At 63.1% G+C, this 19,640-nt stretch carries 19 protein-coding genes; 11 read left to right on the top strand and 8 right to left on the bottom strand.

What is annotated here, in order from left to right; translation table 11 throughout:
* Nucleotide 1: 1 nt before the first annotated feature.
* A complete protein-coding gene (locus DEVEQU_RS05365) occupies nucleotides 2-466 on the bottom strand; it encodes a hypothetical protein (RefSeq protein WP_126149549.1) in 465 nt (154 codons plus the stop codon).
* Between the two features lie 88 nt (nucleotides 467-554).
* Nucleotides 555-1,700, bottom strand: a complete 1,146-nt coding sequence (locus DEVEQU_RS05360; protein ID WP_126149548.1) for a DNA recombination protein RmuC — start codon at nucleotides 1,698-1,700, stop codon at nucleotides 555-557.
* Between the two features lie 120 nt (nucleotides 1,701-1,820).
* Here DEVEQU_RS05360 and def point away from each other — a divergent pair, with 120 nt between their 5' ends.
* From def to truA, 3 genes are all read left to right on the top strand, one after another.
* Nucleotides 1,821-2,336 (top strand): peptide deformylase, encoded by a 516-nt coding sequence (def, locus tag DEVEQU_RS05355; RefSeq protein WP_126149547.1) that lies wholly within the window; start codon nucleotides 1,821-1,823, stop codon nucleotides 2,334-2,336.
* A 129-nt stretch (nucleotides 2,337-2,465) separates the two neighbouring features.
* Nucleotides 2,466-3,389: a methionyl-tRNA formyltransferase gene (fmt, locus tag DEVEQU_RS05350; RefSeq protein WP_126149546.1), complete on the top strand. Its 924-nt coding sequence runs from the start codon at nucleotides 2,466-2,468 to the stop codon at nucleotides 3,387-3,389.
* Nucleotides 3,389-4,126, top strand: a complete 738-nt coding sequence (gene truA, locus DEVEQU_RS05345; protein WP_126149545.1) for a tRNA pseudouridine(38-40) synthase TruA — start codon at nucleotides 3,389-3,391, stop codon at nucleotides 4,124-4,126. Before fmt ends, truA begins: the two co-directional genes overlap by 1 nt.
* Before the next feature lie 318 nt (nucleotides 4,127-4,444).
* Here truA and DEVEQU_RS05340 read toward each other — a convergent pair whose 3' ends face one another.
* From DEVEQU_RS05340 to dapD, 5 genes are all read right to left on the bottom strand, one after another.
* Nucleotides 4,445-5,005 (bottom strand): hypothetical protein, encoded by a 561-nt coding sequence (locus DEVEQU_RS05340; RefSeq protein WP_126149544.1) that lies wholly within the window; start codon nucleotides 5,003-5,005, stop codon nucleotides 4,445-4,447.
* Nucleotides 5,006-5,021: 16 nt separating this feature from the next.
* On the bottom strand, nucleotides 5,022-5,567 hold the full coding sequence (locus DEVEQU_RS05335; RefSeq protein ID WP_126149543.1) for a hypothetical protein: 546 nt from the start codon (nucleotides 5,565-5,567) through the stop codon (nucleotides 5,022-5,024).
* Complete coding sequence (dapE, locus tag DEVEQU_RS05330; protein WP_126149542.1) at nucleotides 5,564-6,730, bottom strand: succinyl-diaminopimelate desuccinylase; 1,167 nt, start codon at nucleotides 6,728-6,730, stop codon at nucleotides 5,564-5,566. Before dapE ends, DEVEQU_RS05335 begins: the two co-directional genes overlap by 4 nt.
* 32 nt (nucleotides 6,731-6,762) lie before the next feature.
* Complete coding sequence (locus DEVEQU_RS05325) at nucleotides 6,763-7,221, bottom strand: DUF805 domain-containing protein (protein WP_164550262.1); 459 nt, start codon at nucleotides 7,219-7,221, stop codon at nucleotides 6,763-6,765.
* A gap of 89 nt (nucleotides 7,222-7,310) precedes the next feature.
* Nucleotides 7,311-8,153, bottom strand: coding sequence for a 2,3,4,5-tetrahydropyridine-2,6-dicarboxylate N-succinyltransferase (dapD, locus tag DEVEQU_RS05320; protein WP_126149577.1), 843 nt, complete (start codon nucleotides 8,151-8,153; stop codon nucleotides 7,311-7,313).
* A gap of 313 nt (nucleotides 8,154-8,466) precedes the next feature.
* Between dapD and DEVEQU_RS05315 the strand changes: the two genes are divergently transcribed.
* The 7 genes from DEVEQU_RS05315 (at nucleotide 8,467) to DEVEQU_RS05285 (ending at nucleotide 17,634) form a co-directional block, all read left to right on the top strand.
* Nucleotides 8,467-11,370 (top strand): monovalent cation/H+ antiporter subunit A, encoded by a 2,904-nt coding sequence (locus DEVEQU_RS05315; protein WP_126149540.1) that lies wholly within the window; start codon nucleotides 8,467-8,469, stop codon nucleotides 11,368-11,370.
* Nucleotides 11,361-11,696 (top strand): Na+/H+ antiporter subunit C, encoded by a 336-nt coding sequence (locus DEVEQU_RS05310; protein WP_126149539.1) that lies wholly within the window; start codon nucleotides 11,361-11,363, stop codon nucleotides 11,694-11,696. The genes DEVEQU_RS05315 and DEVEQU_RS05310 overlap by 10 nt, the downstream gene beginning before the upstream one ends.
* A 10-nt stretch (nucleotides 11,697-11,706) precedes the next feature.
* Nucleotides 11,707-13,293, top strand: coding sequence for a monovalent cation/H+ antiporter subunit D (locus DEVEQU_RS05305; RefSeq protein WP_126149538.1), 1,587 nt, complete (start codon nucleotides 11,707-11,709; stop codon nucleotides 13,291-13,293).
* On the top strand, nucleotides 13,290-13,775 hold the full coding sequence (locus DEVEQU_RS05300) for a Na+/H+ antiporter subunit E (protein ID WP_126149537.1): 486 nt from the start codon (nucleotides 13,290-13,292) through the stop codon (nucleotides 13,773-13,775). The genes DEVEQU_RS05305 and DEVEQU_RS05300 overlap by 4 nt, the downstream gene beginning before the upstream one ends.
* On the top strand, nucleotides 13,772-14,053 hold the full coding sequence (locus tag DEVEQU_RS05295; RefSeq protein ID WP_126149536.1) for a K+/H+ antiporter subunit F: 282 nt from the start codon (nucleotides 13,772-13,774) through the stop codon (nucleotides 14,051-14,053). Before DEVEQU_RS05300 ends, DEVEQU_RS05295 begins: the two co-directional genes overlap by 4 nt.
* A complete protein-coding gene (gene mnhG / locus DEVEQU_RS05290; RefSeq protein ID WP_126149535.1) occupies nucleotides 14,050-14,424 on the top strand; it encodes a monovalent cation/H(+) antiporter subunit G in 375 nt (124 codons plus the stop codon). Before DEVEQU_RS05295 ends, mnhG begins: the two co-directional genes overlap by 4 nt.
* 348 nt (nucleotides 14,425-14,772) lie before the next feature.
* Entirely contained in the window at nucleotides 14,773-17,634 is a 2,862-nt protein-coding gene (locus tag DEVEQU_RS05285; protein WP_126149534.1) for a S8 family serine peptidase, read from the top strand.
* A gap of 103 nt (nucleotides 17,635-17,737) precedes the next feature.
* Here the strand turns inward: DEVEQU_RS05285 and DEVEQU_RS05280 are convergent, their stop codons facing one another.
* Nucleotides 17,738-18,565: a prephenate dehydratase gene (locus tag DEVEQU_RS05280; protein ID WP_126149533.1), complete on the bottom strand. Its 828-nt coding sequence runs from the start codon at nucleotides 18,563-18,565 to the stop codon at nucleotides 17,738-17,740.
* Between the two features lie 261 nt (nucleotides 18,566-18,826).
* On the opposite strand from DEVEQU_RS05280, the gene DEVEQU_RS05275 reads away from it, so the two are divergent.
* Nucleotides 18,827-19,621 (top strand): c-type cytochrome, encoded by a 795-nt coding sequence (locus DEVEQU_RS05275; protein WP_126149532.1) that lies wholly within the window; start codon nucleotides 18,827-18,829, stop codon nucleotides 19,619-19,621.
* Nucleotides 19,622-19,640: the final 19 nt, after the last annotated feature.

Raw genomic sequence — 19,640 nt, 5'->3', positions numbered from 1 at the left:
CCTATTGCAGGCCCAGCGTTTCGTTGATCTCGTCGTCTTCGAGTTCGGCGTCGAAATTTTCGTCACTGTCCTCGTCTTCCTCGCCGGTCAGGGCCTGGCGGGCTTCGACATCGTCGGGCGACAGCGCGTCGAGATGGTCGTTGGGATCGATGGCAATGGCGGCATCGAGTGCGCCGTTTTCGTCGGCATAGTCGCTATCGGCCTGCAACTCCTCAAGCGCGCGGTCGATTTCCACCATGATGGCCTTGGGGTCCTGGTCGCCGAAGTCGCCGCTTTCGCGCGCCACCAGTTCCTCGCGCATGTCACGCAGGCGCTGCATGCGCTCTTCTACCGGCCGGTCGGCGCCATAGAGCAGGTCCTCGATCTCGTCCTGACTATAGGGGAAGGACAGGACCGGCTGATCGCCGGCGTCGAGTACGGCATCGACGGGGATAAGGGCATCGGAATTGTCGCGGGGCTGAGCCATCTTGGCCTCCAGGGTTGGGTTGCTGGCTCAACGCGGAGGCAGAGGGTCGGTTCGGTGGCGGCGGGAATGTGATCGGAAAAGCGCCTGATCAGTCCTCGGCCAGGCGCGGCTGGTCTTCGAAATCCATGGCGTCGATGCGGTCGCCACGGCGGGCGATCTTGCCCGACGAAATGACGATGTCGCCAATGTCCTTTTGCGCCTGAGTGAAATGGGTCTGGAGACGATTGACCCGCTCGTCGAGGCGGGTGATGTCGGCCAAGAGCTCACGCACTTCCTTCTGGATGAGATGGGCCTGCTCGCGCATGCGCACGTCGCGCAACAGCGCCTGGATGACCTGGATCGAGAGCATGAGCAGGGCGGGCGACACGATCACCACCCGGGCGCGGGCGGCGCGCTGCACCACGTCCTCGAAATGCTCATGCAGATCGGCAAAGATCGATTCGGACGGCACGAACATGAAGGCGGTGTCCTGCGTCTCTCCGGGGATCAGGTATTTTTCCGAAATGGCCTTGATGTGGACGCCGAGGTCGGCGCGGAAGCCGGATTGGGCCTGACGCAATTCCTCGGGGGAGGAAGCCGTGCTCAGACGTTGCCAGCTCTCGAGCGGGAATTTGGCGTCGATGACCAGCGACGGCGCACCATTGGGCATGACCACGACGCAATCGGGACGCGAGCCATTGGAGAGCGTCGACTGGAAGGCATAGGCATTGGGGGCAAGGCCATCGGCGATGATGGCTTCCATCCGCCCCTGCCCGAAGGCGCCACGCGTCTGCTTGTTGGAGAGGATGGACTGCAGCGAGACGATTTCGGAAGAAAGCGCCGAAATCGTGGACTGGGCGCGGTCGATGACGGCGAGGCGTTCATGCAGCTTGCTCAGGCCCTCGTCGGTGCGGGTCCTAGTCTCCTGCAGGGCCTGTCCGACGCGTTGGGAGGTTGAATCCAGCCGTTCATTGACCAGCCTGGCGAGGTCGGAGGTGCGGGAGCCGAAAATCTCGGACATGGTCTGCATGCGGCCCGTCATTTCCGACTGCACCTGCATCAGGCCGGCGAGATGGCGCTCAAGCTCGGCCGAGCGCGCCTGTTGCGCCATGGCTTCGGCGGCACGCGCGCGACCCGAGCGGAGGGCCGAAAGCAGCAGGACCAGCAAGAGCACCAGCACGAGACCGACGGCAGAGGCGACGGCCATGGCAAGAGTGATCGGGATATCGCCGAGGGTGAAGAGAGTGCTGTCCATGCACCATCTCTAGATCGATTCGGGTGTTCACAGAATGTTCTATCGCGGTGCCATATGGTTGACCGGACCGGCGGAAATCGCCATATCGGGGGCAATCCCATTTTTGCCGGACTCCCTGCCATGGCCATCCGCCCTATTTTGATCATTCCAGATGCGCGTCTGCGCGCCGTTGCCGATCCGATCGTCGAGGTCGACGACGAGATCAAGACGCTGGCCAAGGATATGCTCGACACCATGTATGACGCGCCGGGCATCGGCCTGGCTGCGCCGCAGATCGGCGTGCTCAAGCGCATCGTGGTGATGGACCTGGCCGGCGAGGGCGAGCCCCCTGCCCCGCTGGTGATGATCAACCCGGAAATCACTCATTTCGGCGAGCAGATGCAGGTGACCGAAGAGGGGTGCCTGTCGATTCCCGAGCTCTATTACGAGGTGGAGCGGCCCAATGAAGTGTCGGTGACCTATACCGATCTCGAGGGCAAGGAAATCACCAAGGACGCCGAGGGCAAGCTGGCCGTGTGCATTCAGCACGAACTCGATCACCTCGATGGCGTGCTCTATATCGATTATCTGAGCCGGCTGAAGCGCGACCGCGTGATCAAGAAATTCGACAAGCAGGCGAAGCTGGCGGCGCGGTAATCGGACACTGTCGCGTTGAATACTGTCATCACCGGGCTTGACCCGGTGATCCAGGCAACCGCCGATGGATTGCCCGATCAATCCGGGCAATGACGATAAAACAAGCATCCAGATCGAAGGGCTCCGGCCATGCGCGTCGTTTTCATGGGTACGCCCGAATTTTCCGTGCCGACGCTGACCGAGATCGTCTCGGCCGGGCATGAGGTGGTGGCGGTCTATACGCGGGCACCAAAGCCGGCGGGGCGCGGACAGACCGAGCGCCGGAGCCCGGTGCATGAAGCGGCCGAGGCGTTCGGCATTCCGGTTTTCACGCCACGATCGCTCAAGGGCGAGGCCGAGCAGGCGCAGTTCGCCGCCCTCGGTGCCGAGGTTGCAGTGGTGGTGGCCTATGGGTTGATCCTGCCCAAGCCGGTACTGGACGCGCCAGAATATGGGTGTCTTAACCTCCATGGATCGCTCCTGCCGCGCTGGCGTGGGGCGGCGCCGATCCAGCGCGCTATCATGGCGGGCGACAAACAGACCGGCATCGTGGTCATGCAGATGGATGAAGGCCTCGATACCGGCGCCATGGGGCCGACCGAGATCATTGCCATCGGACCGGAGATGACGGCGGGCGAATTGCACGACCAGATGATGCGCGTCGGGGCCGACCTGATGAGCCGTGCGCTGGCGGCGCTGGAGCGCGGCAGCCTCGATTTCACCCCGCAGCCGGCAAGCGGCGAGACCTATGCGACCAAGATCGAGAAGGCCGAGGCCCGGCTCGATTTTTCCCAAAGCGCCGATGAGGTGCATAACCGTATTCGCGGGCTTTCGCCGTTCCCGGGGGCCTGGTTCGAGCTGGATCTGGGCGGCAAGCCGGTGCGCATCAAGGCGCTGCGCTCGAGCCTTGTCGAGGGTAGCGGCGCGCCAGGGGCGTTGATCGGGGATGGGCTCACCATTGCCTGCGGCACGGGCGCGGTGCGGCTGATCCAGGTGCAGCGCGAAGGCAAGGGCGCTATGGACGCTGGCACTTTCCTCCGCGGCGCCGGGCCGCTGCCGGCCACAGTCAGCTGATGGCACGCTACAAGCTCATCATCGAATATGACGGAACCCCGTTCTGCGGCTGGCAGCGGCAGGCGGACCGGATGAGCGTGCAGCAGGCGCTGGAAGAGGCCATTGCAAGATTTTCCGGCGAGGTGGTGGTGACGCAGGCGGCCGGGCGTACCGATGCCGGCGTGCATGCGCTGGGCCAGGTGGCGCATTTCGACCTCGGCAAGGACTGGGATCCGTTCCGCATTCGCGAGGCGCTCAACTATCACTTGCGGCCGCATCCGGTGGTGGTGATCGCGTGCGCGGCGGTTGGCCCAGAGTTCGAGGCGCGGTTTTCGGCCAAGGCGCGGCATTATGAATATCGCATTCTCAACCGCCGGGCTCCGGCAGCGATCGAGCGCAACCAGGTCTGGCACGTTGCCAAGCCGCTCGATGTGGACCGCATGCATATTGCTGCGCAGCTGATCCTGGGGCAGCACGATTTCTCCACCTTCCGCTCGGCAGAGTGCCAGGCCAATTCGCCCATCCGCACGCTCGACGCCTTCGATGTGACCGGAGATGGCGAGGTGATTTCGGTCACCGCCAGCGCCCGCTCGTTCCTGCACCATCAGGTGCGCTCGATGGTCGGATCGCTCAAGCTGGTGGGCGAGGGGAAATGGAGCCCCGCCGATTTCCGCGCCGCGCTCGACGCCGCCGACCGCACCCGCTGCGGCCCAATGGCGCCGGCAAGCGGGCTCTATCTCACCGGCGTGGATTACTGATCCAGCCGCCAGACCTAACTACGTCATTTCAAACTGAAATGAACTCTCAACTCTTTCGCCTCCCTCCCCCGTGAGGGGAGGGAATGAGGGAGGGGGGCATCGGTGGGCTACTGAACCACCCCCCACCCCGGCCCTCCCCCTCAAGGGGGGAGGGAGTTCGGGCCGTGTCTTTGGCAAAATCTCACCCCAAACGCGATGCGCCCCCCCTTGACGGGCGAGCTTGGGAGGGGGTGTGCAGCACGCTCAAACGCATATGCGACAGCCCTGCCTCAAGCAGGGATGCGAAGGAGCACCGAGTGCACCTCAGTTCGAAGTGAACTAGACGGTCGGCACCGGCAGGAAGATGGCGACGATCCCCAGGGCCAGGAAGACGCCGACGGCCTGGGAGACGAAGAGCAGGCCGATCTGGATGGCGGAGAGGGTGACGATGAAGCGGCCGATATTGACGAAGGTCAGAATGGCCACGATCACCACGGCGAGCAGCACGACAAGGCCGAGTTCGCCGAAGAACAGCGAAATCAGCAGCAGCACGCCCGAGACCAGGGTCACCCAATTGGTGGCGACGAGATAAGGCACGAATCCGTCCTGACGGCCCATTTGCCGCAGCACGATCCAGGCCATGCCGGCCTGGGCGGCGAAGAGGATGGCGTTGACGATGATCGACTGGGTGGGCGCCCCGGCGCGCACCGGAATGCCCAGCAACATGGGGCCAAAGCCGGCCAGCAGCATGGCGATCAGCACGGCGACGAAACTGCCCACCAGACCACGCTGGGAGAAATCGAACCAGGCCGACGCATTGCGCTTGCCGGTGATCAGGGCCCAGCAGCCTCGCACGGCATTGGTGGCTTCGTCGAAAAATGTCTGGGAAGGCTGGGCCAAGGGCTTTGGTCTCGTCTTAGGCGGCGGGAGCGGCGGTGGGTCCGGTTAGCATGTAGAGCGTCAGGGGCATGCCGACAAGGAGGACCAGGGTAAGAAGTGCGAAGCCCACCGAAACGCCGAGCGGCCAGCCTGCGGCCATGCGCCCCAGGCGATAGAGCAGCACGGCCATGATGGCCCAGAGCAGCAGCAGGACCGCGCCGCCGAACAGCGACAGTATGGTGCCCAGGATGATGTAGAGCACCAGCAGATAGACGCCGGGGACCAGAGCATCGAGCAGTCGCGCCTCGGTGGGAACCATCATGCGGGTGGCGTAGAGGCCGATGACGAGGGCGACAATGCCCAGGGCCTGCACCAGCATGACGGCAATGAAGCCCGAAAGGGTGGGAATGCCGACGCTGGTGGAGGCGACGACCACCGAAAGGAAGGCGAAGACCAGGAACAGCACCAGCGCCGTGACAAGCCCGGGCATGGTGATGACGAAATGGCGACGCCAATCGGCCTCGCCCCGCACGATCTCGACCCAGCCGGCAAAGGCGGCGCTGAGCAGCGCCCAGATTTTCATCGCCCTGCCCCGGCGAAATAGAGCTGCATGAAGCGGCGATAGATTTCGGTGAGCCCGGTGAGATCGGCGACGGCGATATGCTCGTCGGCCTTGTGCATAGAGGGACCCACCAGGCCGCATTCCACCACCGGCCCATATTGGGCGATGAACCGCGCATCGGAAGTGCCACCGCCGGTGGAATATTCGGGCGGGCGACCGTTGCGCTCGGCAATAACGGCCGAAAGCGTTTCTATATCGGCGCTAAGCGGCGACAGAAAGGCGCGCGAGGGGATGCCGGACACTTCGAAAGCGATGGTGGTGCCGTTGGCGGGCACAGTGGCGATGCGGGAGCGGACCCAATCGGCCAGCGTGTCCGGGGTCCAGCTGTCATTGTAGCGGATGTTGAAGCGCAGCGTGCCGCTCATCGGGATGACGTTGGAGGTGGGATTGCCGACATCGATGGTGGTGACCTCGAGATTGGAGGCCGGGAAATGGTCGGTGCCGGCATCGAGCCGTTCGCTGGACAGCGCGGTGACGATGGCAGCGAGCACGGGAAGCGGATTGTTGGCCTTGTCGGGATAGGCGACATGGCCTTGCGTGCCAGTGACGGTGACCTTGCCGGAGAACGAGCCACGGCGGCCGATCTTGATGCTGTCACCCAGGGTCTGGGCGGAGCTGGGTTCGCCGACAATGGCGAAATCGAAGGCGTGGCCGTTCTCGGCCATCCAGGCCACCAGCTTCTCGGTGCCGTTGATGGCGTCGGCTTCCTCGTCATTGGTGATGGCGAGCTGGATGGTGCCGGCTTCGGGCGGTGTGGCGGCGCAGGCGGCGACGAAGGCGGCAATCCCTGACTTCATGTCGGCGGCGCCGCGGCCATAGAGCTTGCCATCGGCATGGCGGGGCACGAAGGGGTCCGCGGTCCAGTTGGCGACATCGCCGGGGGGAACCACATCGGTATGGCCGGCAAAGAGCAGGCGGCGGCCGCCCTGCCCGCGCGTGGCAAAGAGATTATCGACGGGATAGGAGCCATCGCCCTCAAAACGCAGGCGCGTGACGGCAAAGCCGAGTTCGGTGAGTTCGTGGGCGAGCAAATCCTGCACGCCCGCTGCTTCGGGGGTGACCGAGCGGCAGGCGATGAGGCGTTCGAGCAGGCGGACGGCATAGTCGGTCGAAAGATCAGTCACGAATGGCTTGCCGTCCTTGTCGGCTGGAAAAATCAGGCCAGCGGATCGGGCCCATAGCTGTTGTCGCCGGTGGTGCCCTTGAGGAAGCCAAGCTGCACCAGCATGTAGATGCCGAAAATGGCGAAGGCCAGTTGCAGCAATGACATCCAGAGACCGGGCATCATGCCGACGAAGCCGTTGCCCAGATCAACCGGACTATAACCGATTCCCAGGCTCTGCAGGATGGTGAAGACGGCTGAGCCGGCGAGGAGAATGAGATAGTCCTGACCGGGATTATCGCGGTCGTGCCGACGCTTGAGACCGAGATTATAGGCCGGGTAGATCATCAGCAGATAAACGATAAGAGGCATCCACGAACTCACCCCAAGCCCAATCAGGGCCAAGACCAGATTGATCACCAGACTGGCCGCGATCAGCATCAGCGAGCCGAACCACCAGGTACGGCGCGAAATGCGGCCGGAACTGGCGAGAAACATCGACTTGATATCCATGGTTATCCCCTCCCAAAAACCAAATGTGCCGGGACCCATCCGGCCCCGGCACAATATTGCAGTCCTCTCGCGGGCGAAAGCGCGTTCGATCAGTCGCGCAGCAGCTCGTTGATGCCGGTCTTGGAGCGCGTCTGGGCGTCGACGGTCTTGACGATGACTGCGCAGTAAAGGCTCGGGCCCGGCGTGCCATCGGGGAGCGGCTTGCCCGGGAGGCTGCCGGAAACGACGACGGAATAGGGCGGCACCCTGCCGATATGGACTTCGCCGGTATGGCGGTTGACCACCTTGGTGGAGGCACCGATGAAGACGCCCATGGAGACAACCGAGCCCTCGCCGACCACGACGCCCTCGACGATTTCGGAGCGGGCGCCGATGAAGCAATTGTCCTCGATGATGGTGGGGCCGGCCTGCAGCGGCTCGAGCACGCCGCCAATGCCGACACCGCCCGAGAGGTGCACATTCTTGCCGATCTGGGCGCAGGAGCCGACGGTCACCCAGGTGTCGACCATGGTGCTTTCATCGACATAGGCGCCCAGATTGACGAAGCTGGGCATGAGAATGGCGTTCTTGCCGATGAAGGCGGACTTGCGCACGATGGCGCCGGGCACGGCGCGGAAGCCGGCTTCGCGCCAGTGGTTCTCGCTCCAGCCTTCGAACTTGGTCGGCACCTTGTCCCACCAGGTCGACCCCTGCGGTCCTCCGGTCATGGGCACGTTGTCGTTGAGACGGAAGGAGAGCAGCACGGCGCGCTTCAGCCACTGGTTGACCTGCCACTGTCCATCGACCTTCTCGGCGACACGGGCCTTGCCACTGTCGAGCAGGTCGAGCGCGGTGTTGACGGCATCGCGAATTTCACCAGTCGTGCCGAAATTGACGTCGGCGCGGTTTTCGAAGGCGGTGTCGATGATCTGGGCAAGCTGGGCGTGCGACATGGCGGCATCCTGAATGTAACTGGCGCGGACCATAGCGGGGGCCGCCAGCGTGTCAACGCCATTGCCGGGCGCGGCATAGGGCAATCGACAGCAATGGCGGGGATGCTGAGCATAGGGACGGGCAGAAACGGCGCGCGACAGAAGTCGAAGCCCGCCGATTGTCATCATCGCGACATCGAGAGGGAGGCGAATTGACGCGATGCCAAAAATTTCAAAAAACTTGCCCCTATATGCATTTGGTGTGGGTTGCCGATCCGCACTTCACCGTTTAGGCAGAGAGTGATCAACACTAGTGGAGTAGTCGCGAAACACGATGCCAACCGACATTGCCCTCACGCTCATTTGGGCCTTGCCGTTCCTGACCAGCCTGATCGCGGTGGCAATGCCCGCCGGAGCCCGAAACGGCGAGGCATGGCTGGGCGGCACGGTAGCCGGTATCTGTTTACTGCTGACCATCTTCCTGTTCCCCGCCATTACCGATGGCGGCGTCGTCACCTACAAGCTGGACTGGATCGCCTCGGCTGGGTTGACGCTCAATTTCCGCATGGATGGGCTGGCCTGGCTGTTCTGCGTGCTCATCACCTTTATCGGCCTTCTGGTGGTGCTCTATGCGCGCTACTACATGTCGCCCAAGGACCCGGTGCCGCGCTTTTACGCGCTGCTGATGGCCTTTATGGGCGCCATGCTGGGCCTGGTCATGTCGGGCAATATCATCCAGCTTGCCATCTTCTGGGAGCTGACCAGCCTCGTCTCGTTCCTGTTGATCGGCTACTGGTATCACCGTAGCGATGCCCGCGACGGCGCGCGCATGGCGCTGATCATCACCGGCACGGGCGGGCTGGCGCTGTTCGTCTCGATGATGCTGATCGGCCATATCGTGGGCAGCTATGACCTCGACGTGGTGCTGGCTTCGGGCTCGATGATCGTCGAGCACCCGCTCTATCCGGTGACGCTGATCCTGTTCCTGCTCGCCGCCTTCACCAAGAGCGCGCAGTTCCCCTTCCAGTTCTGGCTGCCCAATGCCATGACGGCGCCGACGCCGGTTTCGGCCTATCTGCATTCGGCCACCATGGTGAAGGCCGGTGTATTCCTGCTCACCCGGTTCTGGCCGGTGATGTCGGACAGCCAGCTGTGGTTCTGGATCGTCACATATACGGGATTGGTGACGCTCATCTTCGGGGCCTATACCGCGCTGTTCCAGCGCGATCTCAAGGGCCTGCTCGCCTATTCGACTATTTCCCATCTGGGGTTGATCACCACCCTGCTCGGCATGGGAACACCGCTCGCCGCGGTAGCCGCCATCTTCCACATCGCCAATCACGCCACCTTCAAAGCCTCGCTGTTCATGGCCGTGGGCATTATCGACCACGAGGCCGGGACGCGCGACGTGCGCAAGCTCAGCGGGCTGATCAAGTTCATGCCGGTTACCGGCACCTTCGCCATCATCGCCAGCGCCGCCATGGCCGGCGTGCCGCTGTTGAACGGGTTCCTGTCAAAGGAAATGTTCTTTACCGAGACGGCGGAGTTCGACCCCAATATCTTCGTCAATCTCTCCCTGCCAATCGGCGCGACGCTGGCCGGCATGCTGAGCGTGGCCTATTCGATCAAGTTCGTGCACGGCGTGTTCTTCGGGCCGCCGCCGACTGAGCTCGAGGTGGTACCGCACGAACCACCGGCGCTGATGCGCCGCCCGGTGGAACTGCTGGTGCTGATCTGCCTGGCCGTCGGCATCATTCCCGGCATCACCATCGGCCCCTACCTTGCCGCCGCCGTGCAATCGGTGCTGGGACCGGAAACGCCATATTACAGCCTCTCGATCTGGCACGGTTTCAACCTGCCGCTGGTGATGAGCCTGATCGCGCTGGTGGGCGGGGCCATTATCTACGTGCCCTATTACCGGCGCCTGCGGAATATCGACGGTGTGCCGCTGACCCGGGGACTGCGCGGGCAACGCGTGTTCGAGCGTATCCTCGTGACCGCCACCAATCGCTGGGCCCGCAAGGTGGTGTCGGTGTTCGGTACCAACCGCTTGCAACCACAGATCTTCATCGTCGTGCTGCTGGCGCTGTGCGCCGGCACCGGCGCCGGCTGGGCGCAACTCGGCAATTTGCCACTGCCCGACAATTTCGACCCCATTCTCGGGATCATCTGGCTTCTGGGCTGCATCAGCGCTATTGCCGCGGCGCATCAGGCCAAGTTCCATCGCCTCGTGGCTATGATCCTGCTCGGCGGCGCGGGGCTCGCGACCTGCATCACCTTCGCCTGGTTCTCGGCGCCCGACCTGGCGCTGACCCAGTTGTTGGCGGAGATCGCCACCACGGTCCTGATCCTGCTCGGCCTGCGCTGGCTGCCCAAGCGCATGCCGGTCGCCGAGGACCTCAACTGGCCGACCCGCTTCCGGCGCTATCGCGACTTCACCCTGGCCAGCCTCGTGGGCATCGGCACGGCGGTCGCCAGCTACGCCATCATGACCCGCCAGGCACCCGAGGGCATTTCGGACTTCTTCCTTGCCAATGCCTATAGCGAGGGTGGCGGTACCAATGTGGTCAATGTCATGCTGGTGGACTTCCGCGGCTTCGACACTATGGGCGAAATCACCGTGCTGGGCATGGTGGCGCTGACGGTGTTCGCGCTGCTGCGTCGTTTCCGCCCGGCAGCCGACAGCGTGGAACGGCCGGAGCAGCAGCGGGTACTCGACGAATATGCCAATGGGTCGGGCCAGCACGTGGCCGACGACTTCCTGCGCATTCCAGCGCTGATGATGAACTGGCTGTTCCCGGTGATCATCGTGGTGGCCATCTACATGTTCCTGCGCGGCCACGATCTGCCGGGCGGCGGCTTCATCGCCGGCATCGTCATGTCGCTGGCCTTCATCCTGCAATATATGGCGGGCGGAACACGCTGGGTGGAGGAGCGCCTGCGCATCCTGCCGGTACTGTGGATCGGTTGGGGGTTGCTGCTGGCACTCTTGACGGGTCTCGGCGCCATGGCGCTGGGCGCCCCCTTCCTGACCTCGGCCTTTGCCTATGCGGATATTCCGCTGATCGGCAAGGTGCCAATGGCCACAGCGCTGCTGTTCGATCTCGGCGTCTTCGCGCTCGTGGTCGGCGCCACGGTGCTCATGCTTATCGCGCTTGCCCACCAATCCATCCGTCGCCCGAAGGCGGCGGGGTCGTCCAAGCCCAAGATCCGGGAGGGGCTCGACAAATGGAACTGACGCTCGCCATTGCCATCGGCGTTCTGGCCGCTTCCGGGGTGTATCTGCTGCTGCGTCCACGCACCTTCCAGGTGATCGTGGGCCTGTCGCTGGTGTCCTATGCAGTGAACCTGTTCATCCTGGCCATGGGCCGGCTGCGCATGGACGCTGCCCCCATTCTGTCGGGATCGGACGCCAACCCTGCCGATTATACCGACCCGGTGCCGCAGGCGCTGGTGCTGACCGCCATCGTCATCGGCTTTGCCATGACCGCCCTGTTCCTCGTCGTCATGCTGGCCGCTCGCGGCGTCACCGGCAATGACCATGTCGACGGCAAGGGGAACTGAGATGACGGGCATGAACCATATTGCCATCCTGCCCATTCTCGTCCCCATGGCTGCCGCCATCGCCAATCTGGTGCTGGGCGACATGCGCACCAAATCGCGGGTTCTGGGGCTCAACATCGCCTTCAGCGTCATTCTGGTGCTGGTATCGCTATTGCTGTTCGTGGTGCTGGCGCAGTCGGGCGGCGCGGCCGCCGCGGTCTATCCGCTCGGCAATTGGCCGGTGCCATTCGGCATCGTGCTGGTGGCCGACAGGCTGGCCGCGCTGATGGTGCTGACCACCTCGATCCTGGCCCTGGCCTCGCTCGTCTATGCCTCGGCGCGCTGGTATAATAAGGGCACCAATTTCTTCCCGCTGTTCCATGCACTGACCATGGGGCTGAACGGCGCCTTTCTCACCGGCGACCTGTTCAATCTCTTCGTCTTCTTCGAACTGCTGCTGGCCGCCTCCTATGGGCTGGTGCTGCATGGCGGCGGCCGCAACCGGGTGCGCTCGGCGCTGCACTATATCGCCATCAACCTGGTTGCCTCGTTCCTGTTCCTGATCGGCGTGGCGCTGATCTATGGCACGACCGGAACGCTCAACATGGCCGATATCGCCCGCGTGGCCCCCACCATTGCGGCGGAGGATCGCGGCCTGTTCGAAGCCGGTGCCGCCGTGCTTGGGGTGGCCTTCCTGATCAAGGCCGGCGCCTGGCCGCTGCATTTCTGGCTGCCCAATACCTATTCGGCGGCCGCGCCACCGGTGGCGGCGCTGTTTGCGGTGATGACCAAGGTGGGCTTTTACGCCATTCTGCGGCTCTGGACGCTGGTCTTCGCCAATAGCACAGGTCCGGAATATACGTTCGGGCAGAACACGCTGCTCTTCATCGGCGTGGCCACCATCGCCTATGGCAGTATCGGGGCCCTGTCCTGCAAGGCACTGGACCGGCTGGCGAGCTATCTCATCCTGGTGTCCGCCGGAACGCTGCTGCTGGCGGTCGCCTATAATGCCCCGGGGGTGACCACCGGAGCGCTCTATTACGTGGTGGTGGCGACGCTGGCCGCGGGTGCGCTGTTCCTGCTCAAGGACGTGATCGACCAGATCCTGCCGGCCGAAGCACAGGTTCTCGCCGTGTCGCTCGAACTCTATGGTGACGAGGACGAACAACTGGACGAAGACCAGGAAGTCAGCCGCACCATTCCGGCAGCGGCAACGCTGATCAGCTGGTGCTTTGCCGTGGCGGCCCTGGTCATGGCCGGCCTGCCGCCGCTCTCCGGGTTCCTCGCCAAATTCACCATGATCTCGGCGGCGATCAATGCCGAAGGGGCGCCCTCGGCCGCCACCTGGTGGTTTATCGGCGCGGTGATCGTATCCGGGCTCTTCGTGCTCATCTCGATGGTCCGTAACGGCATCAACATCTTCTGGACGTCGTTGCCGGAAGGCTCGCTGCGGCTAAGGCCGATGGAGATTGCGCCGATCGTCGCTCTCCTGGCGTTGTGCGTGCTGATGGCAGTGGCGGCGGGACCGGCCATGACCTTCCTGGGCGAAACCGCAATGTTCCTGCATTCGCCCACCGGCTATATCGACATGGTGCTGCCCCAGGGAGGCCAGGGATGAGCAAGATCCTTCCCCACCCGATCCTTGCGGTTGTGCTATTCATCTTCTGGCTGGTGCTGCAGCAATCGGCGGGCCTGGGGCATATGCTGCTCGGCGCGGCAATCGCCATCGGGGTGTCCATCCTCGCCAATGCCGTCATTCCCGAACCGCTGACCGTACGCCGGCCGCTGAAGGTGCTGCAGCTGGTCTTCGTGGCCGGACTGGACATCATACGCTCCAACCTCGCCGTGCTCTGGGTGCTGCTGCATCCGCGGCCCAGGCCGACGGCCGGCTTTGTCGAGATGAAGCTGGAACTGACCAATCCTTTCGCTCTGGCGGTGCTGGCGACGCTGATCACTGCCACGCCGGGCAGCGCCTGGCTCGAATATGACCGCGACCGCAGCGTGGTCCTCATCCATGTGTTCGACCTGGTCGATGCAGACGACTGGGTTGAAACCATCAAGAACCGCTACGAATCGCTGCTGCTGGAGATTTTCCAATGAGCACCGCCATTCTCTTCTGGAGCCTGTTTGCCGCCCAGTTCATGCTCGGCATCGCCATGCTGGCCACGCTCTATCGCATGGTGATGGGGCCACGCGCGCAGGACCGCATCCTGGCGCTGGATGCGCTCTATGTGGTGGCGTTGCTGATGCTGATCACGCTGGGCATCCGCACCAATTCGCAGGTCTATTTCGAGCTGGCCATGTTGATCGGACTACTCGGTTTCGTGGGCACGGTAGCGCTGGCGAAATTCCTCATGCGCGGCGAGGTGATCGAATGATCGAGGACCTGCCCCTCTGGCTTTCCATTCTGGTGTCGGCTCTGGTGGTCATCGGCGCGCTGCTGACCATGGCCGGCTGCCTGGGCCTGGTCAGGCTGGGCAATTTTTACCTGCGCATCCATGCGCCCACCATGGGCACCAGCATGGGCGGCGGGCTGATCCTTTTCGGCTCGGCCATCTATTTCACGCTGACGCAGCAGCGCCTGGTGCTGCACGAGATCGCGATCTTCCTGTTCGTGACCATTACCACCCCGATCACCTTGATGCTGCTGGCCCGCGCCACCCTGTTCCGCGACCGCGTCGAAGGCGCCCCCGACCTCCCCAAAAGCCTGGCGCAGCGGGGGGATGTACCCCCCGAGAACGAAGGCTGATTCGCGCCTTTATGGCGGGATCGTGGCACACCCGCCGAATCAGGAGAGAATGCCAGAGGGATTATTTTCTCAACATGGAGAAAATCCCGATTGCGCGTAATTATGCTTAACATCAGCGTAATGGTGCAGTCATGCAGGCCGCTGGGCGCTTTCAGGGACAGGAAGCATTGTGCTCATGCGCTGCGTTGATTGCATAGGGAGCAATCACTTCGCCGTCGCGCTGAGCCTATAGTATTCGAACCGGCATTGCGCCGCCGTGCCTAACTGGTCCGGCGGTTTTTATGATGGTTCGTTTGCTCCGGGAACGCTGCGTCGGGCGACTGATCAGGCAGTCAACTGGGGCCAAACATGGCAAGTGCACAATCTTACGAGATCATCTCGAGACTCTATATCACCTATCTCAATCGCCCTGCCGACCCCGAAGGGCTGCGCTACTGGGCGGACCAGCTCGAGGGGCCGCTGGGCGGCAATATCGTGCCGATCGCGCGCAGCATGTGGGCGTCCGATGAATCGCAGGCGATCATGGGCGGCATCGGCACCGAGGTCGGGCAGGTCGTGGATCGCATCTACAATGCGTTCCTGGCGCGCAATCCCGATGCGGAAGGCCGCGCCTATTGGATTTCCAGAGTGACCGATGGCGGCCTCGACATCGCGGAGCTGCCCTTCTATCTGCTCGCCGGCGCACGTGGCTCGACCAATGATTCCGACCGCGCCATCAGCCAGAACCGGGAAGCTGCCGCCAAGATTTTCACCGAAATCGCCGATGGCCGCAGTTTCGCCGACCCCAATTTCGGCAAGGCGCCGTTCCAGGCCACCTTCACCTCGAGCGATACCAACGAGGCCCGCGGCTTCCTTTCGAACGTGATGACGACCATGCCCACCACCGATGCCATCCGGCAGGTGGTCATCGACAAGATCGCCAATCCGGGCGACCCGATCAAGGGCGGCACTGGCGGCCTCCCCATTCTTCTGGGTACATCCTTCGAGCACGGCGACCTCGCCAAGCTCGACATCGACGCGCTAAACGACCCTCTGATTGCAGCGCAGTGGTATCTCAAGAATACCGGGCAGCGTTATGCCGATGGTGACGTAAAACCCAACAAGTTCCTTGACCTCAACATTGCGGGCGCCTGGGCAGATGGGTACACCGGCAAGGGCGTTCGCGTGGTCATCAACGATGATGGCCTCGACCTCAAGCACGAGTCGATGGTCAAGAACGTCCTCGCCGATCTTACATACAACTCGGTAAACGGCGCTACGGGACCGGATGCACTGTCTACGCCCACCACGGCGGCTCAGGGCGGTGCCTATACTCCGGATCCGGAAGCCCATGGTCATGGCACGGTCGTCGGCTCTATCGTCGGCATGGCCGCCAATGACGGCATTGGCATGGTCGGCATTGCGCCCGATGTAAAGCTGGTGTCGGGCCTGGCGCTGTCCAAGGGCAACAATACCAGTGTGCCCAAGCTCTACAATCACCTGACCGACATCGTGAAAGCCGATGTGTGGGTGAATTCGTTCGGCAAGGACCCTGCCTTTTCGGAAAACTTCTTCGTCGGTCCCAATACTGACCAGCAGAGCGAAGACTATCTCTACCTACGTTCCATCGAGAAGGGCGCCAAGGAAGGCCGCAATGGCCTGGGCACCGTGATCGAGGTATCGGCGGGCAATGAAGGCCCGAACAACGCCGATGCGGCGATGACCGGGACCACCAACAACAAGTACATCATCTCGGTCGGCGCGGTGAACGAGTTGGGCCAGAAGTCCAGCTACACCACCCCTGGCGCGTCGGTGCTGGTCTCGGCCTTTGGCGGTGAAAATCCCACCGACAAGGCGCAATCGGTCAATTCCGGCTTTGGCCTGGTCTCTGCCGATATCACTGGCGCGGCCGGCTACAATACCCAGGCCGGGGCAGCGGGCAATTATGCCTTCCAGAACTTTGGCACCTCCTATTCGGGCCCGATCGTGGGCGCGACCGCAGCGCTGATGCTGCAGGCCAATCCGCTGCTGGGCTTCCGTGACGTTGCGAACATTCTCGCCATGACGGCACGGGTGATCGAGCCGAACAACCACACGGTGCTGACCGGCAATCTGGTCAATTTCGGCGGCCTCGCCTTCTCGCGCGACATCGGTTTTGGTCTCGTGGATATCTCGGCCGCCGTGCGCCTAGCAGCGTCCTGGGTGGACGCGGCAAAGACCGCGGCCAACTGGGTGAGCGCCGAAGGCACGAGCGCCAGTGCGGCAGCCGACATTCCGGACAATGACCCCAACGGCACGACCGCGACCGCCACGCTGAACAAGAATGTCATCATCGAGCGTATGGAGTTCGACCTCAAGCTGAACAGCAATACGCCGAGCCAGCTGCGGGCAGAAATCACCTCGCCCAATGGTACGACTATCGTGCTGTTCGACCAGCCGCTGTCCAAGGACACCGACGCCGCCGCCGGCACGGCCGATACGCCATGGCCCGAAACCTTCCAAATCGGCGCCACCGCCTTCTTCGGCGAACAGAGCGCCGGTGAATGGAAGCTCAAGCTGATCGACAAAGTGACCGGCGAAGTCTCGCGCTTCGAGACGCTGACCGTGCGGGCCTGGGGCTCGGAAGTGACGCAGGACAATCAATATGTCCTGACCGATGCCTATACCGGCGAGCGGACCGTGACCGATGCCGCCGGTGTCGACCTGATCAACGCCGCAGCGGTCAGCGGCTCGGTGTCGATCAACCTCAATGCCGGGGAAACCTCGACCATTGCGGCCGGCAAGTTCGTCATCGGCACCGGCGTGGTCATCGAGAATGCCTTCGGCGGGGCCGGCAACGACTTTATCATCGGCAATGACCAGGGCAATGTGCTGCGCGGCAATGGCGGCGCGGATACGCTGACCGGCAATGGCGGCGCCGACATCTTCATGTTCACCACGGTCAATGACAGCCGGTCGGGCGCGCGCGACACGATCACCGACTTCGCCGTCGGCGTGGACAAGATCGACCTGCGCCTGCTCGATGCCAATATCACCCTCGCCGGCAACCAGGACTTCGGCTTTGGCGGGCAGAACGCCGCCACACTGGCTCACAGCGTGACCTTCTCGTTCGTTGAGACCAACACGGTGATCTTCGCGGATGTCAACGGCGACACCGTCGCCGATGTGGAGATCATGCTGATCGGTCAGAAGCAACTGACCGCAGGAGACTTCCTGGGCCTGGCTGCCTAAGAACCTGCTTCGCCACGCCAGTTGCTGGCGTGGCGGACAGCATCAAAATAAGAAGCCGCGCGCTCGGGTGGAGGGCGCGGCTTTTGTTTGGGGAGCGGCTGCTTCAGCGGTCGGTGGCGGCGGGGTAGACGCCCAGGATGCGGAAATAGTCGGTGAAGAAGTGCAGCTCGTCGAAGGCGTGCTGCACGCTGATGTCGTCGGGATGGCCTTCGATATCGGCATAGAATTGGGTGGCCGTGAAGGCGCCGCCGACCATATAGCTTTCGAGCTTAGTCATGTTGACACCATTGGTGGCAAAGCCGCCCATGGCCTTGTAGAGCGCTGCAGGAACGTTGCGGACGCGGAAGACGAAGGTGGTCTTCACCTTGCCCTGTTGCGGCGCCAGCTTTTCGGTGGGCGAGAGGACCAGGAAGCGCGTGGTGTTGTGGTCAGCATCTTCGATATTGGAGGCGAGAACGTCCAGGCCATAGATTTCGCCAGCAAAGCGGGAGGCGATGGCGGCGACGGATTTGTCGGCCTTCTGGGCAATTTCGCGGGCGGAGCCGGCGGTATCGACCGCATTGATGGTGCGGAAGCCATTGGTCGAAATGAATTTGCGGCACTGGCCCAAAGCCACGGACAGGGACTGGACCGCCTTGATGTCCTCAAGACGCGCACCGGGCACGCCGAGCAGGGTCATCTCGACGCGCAGATAGGTCTCGCCGATGATGAAGAGGCCGCTTTCGGGCAAGAGGTGGTGGATGTCGGTGATGCGGCCATAAAGCGAGTTTTCGACCGGAACCACGGCGAAATCGGCACGGCCAGACTGCACGGCCTGCAGGGTTTCCTCAAAGGTGACGCAGCCCACGAAATCATCGCCCGGAAAGACATTGGCGGCGGCGGCGTGGCTGAAGGCCCCGGGTTCGCCCTGAAACGCGATCTTCTTGCTCATGGTTGTGTCCAGAAATGGTAGGCCCCCGGCTTTTGACGCGGGGCCGCCAAGCTGTCAATGTGGGCACAAGACGCGTAGCGCGATCATTGAGATGGGGGAATTGTCGCACCAGGGCTTTGACCTGTTGCGCCACATAAGCCTTGATACTATCTTCCGCGCGCGTCGGGCTGGCCGGTTGAGGCCGTTTTCCCTATTGGGGAAACAAAATGTGGGCTAGCCAGACATATTCGTCCATAGGGGATGGACCGGCAGAGAGACCAAATGGATTCGTTCGAGCTAAACAAGATTACCGGCGCCGTCCTCGGCACGCTGTTGTTCGTGATGGGTGTCGGCTTTCTGGCCGAAGCCATCTACCACCCGATCGAGGGCCGTGGTCCGGGCTATGCCCTGCCCGAGCCCGAAATTGCCGAAGCCGGTGCCCCGGTCGAAGCTGCACCCGAAATCCCGCTGGGCGTGCTGCTGGCCAGCGCCAGCGTCGATCGTGGCGCCGCGGCCGTTCGCAAGTGCCAGTCGTGCCACAATTTCGGTGAAGGCGAGCCCAACAAGCAGGGGCCGAACCTCTATCACATCGTCGGTGCGACCAAGGCCCATATGCCCGACTTCGCCTATTCGGACATTCTGCAGCAGCAGAAGGCTGAGGGCCAGGTGTGGAGCTATGAGAACCTCAACACCTTCCTGACCAATCCCAAGGCCTATGCGCCCGGCACCAAGATGAACTTCGCCGGTGTGCGCACCGCCGAGGAACGTGCCGACATCCTGGCCTATCTGCAGACCCTGTCGCCCGATCCGGTGCCGTTCCCGGCCGCCGAAGAAGCGGCGCCTGCCGCTGACGCAGCACCGGCTGCCGAAACCGCGCCGGCAACCGACGTCGTGCCTGCCGAAGTGACCGCACCGGCTGCCGAGACGGCACCGACTACGGCCCCCGAAGCGGTGACGCAGACGCCGACGACCACCCAGAGCGACACCCCGGTCGTGGGCACCCCGACCGACAGCGCCCCGGCCACGACGACGGCACCGGCAACTACCCCGGCTCCGGCGACGACGTCGGGCCAGTAACGCCTGGTTCCGTCCAATC

The organism is Devosia equisanguinis, assembly GCF_900631955.1.
GTDB lineage: Bacteria > Pseudomonadota > Alphaproteobacteria > Rhizobiales > Devosiaceae > Devosia > Devosia equisanguinis.
This window is presented reverse-complemented; position numbering and strand designations above follow the sequence as displayed.